This window comes from Streptomyces otsuchiensis (assembly GCF_004305975.1).
GTDB classification, from domain to species: Bacteria; Actinomycetota; Actinomycetes; order Streptomycetales; family Streptomycetaceae; genus Streptomyces; species Streptomyces otsuchiensis.
This window is the reverse complement of the sequence record NZ_BHZI01000601.1, coordinates 1-482: the sequence shown is the minus strand read 5'-3', so window position 1 is coordinate 482 and position 482 is coordinate 1. Positions and strand designations below refer to the sequence as shown.

General features: G+C 78.6%; 1 protein-coding gene. It reads right to left on the bottom strand.

All coding sequences use genetic code 11. The features are described 5' to 3' along the window. Nucleotides 1–482: hypothetical protein (locus E0D90_RS26045; RefSeq protein ID WP_174856269.1), on the bottom strand; the 482-nt coding region annotated here is incomplete at both ends.

Sequence of the window (482 nt, the reverse complement as noted above, 5' to 3'; positions counted from 1 at the left end):
GCGTCCTCCTCGCCGGCGGGTGGGCCGGGCGGGGTGACGCCGAGTGCCTCGGCCGCGGACGGGGACATCAGGCAGCCGAGGATGACGACGGCCGCCACGGCCAGCGGCACGGCCGCCAGCTGCCAGGCCCCGCCGGTCTGGAACATGTACCAGGCGGCGGGGAGCGCCAGGATCTGGGTCAGCACCGAGGGGCCGCGGCTCCAGCGGCGCAGCCGCCACAGTCCGTGGCCGGCGGCCAGCGGCAGCACCGCGAGCGCCAGGACGGTGAGCGCGCCGGTGACGGCCTGCGTCAGCCCGTCCGGTTCCCCGGTGACGGTGAGCAACAGCATCAGGGCGCCCGCTCCCGCGATCGCCAGCCCCTCCACGCCGGTGAGGACGGCGGCCAGGGCGACGCGTGCCGGCCGGGGGGCCGGCGGGGTTCCGGCGTCCGCCGCGGGCTCCGCGACGGAGGCGGAGGCGGAGACGGAGTCAGGGGTGGGCTC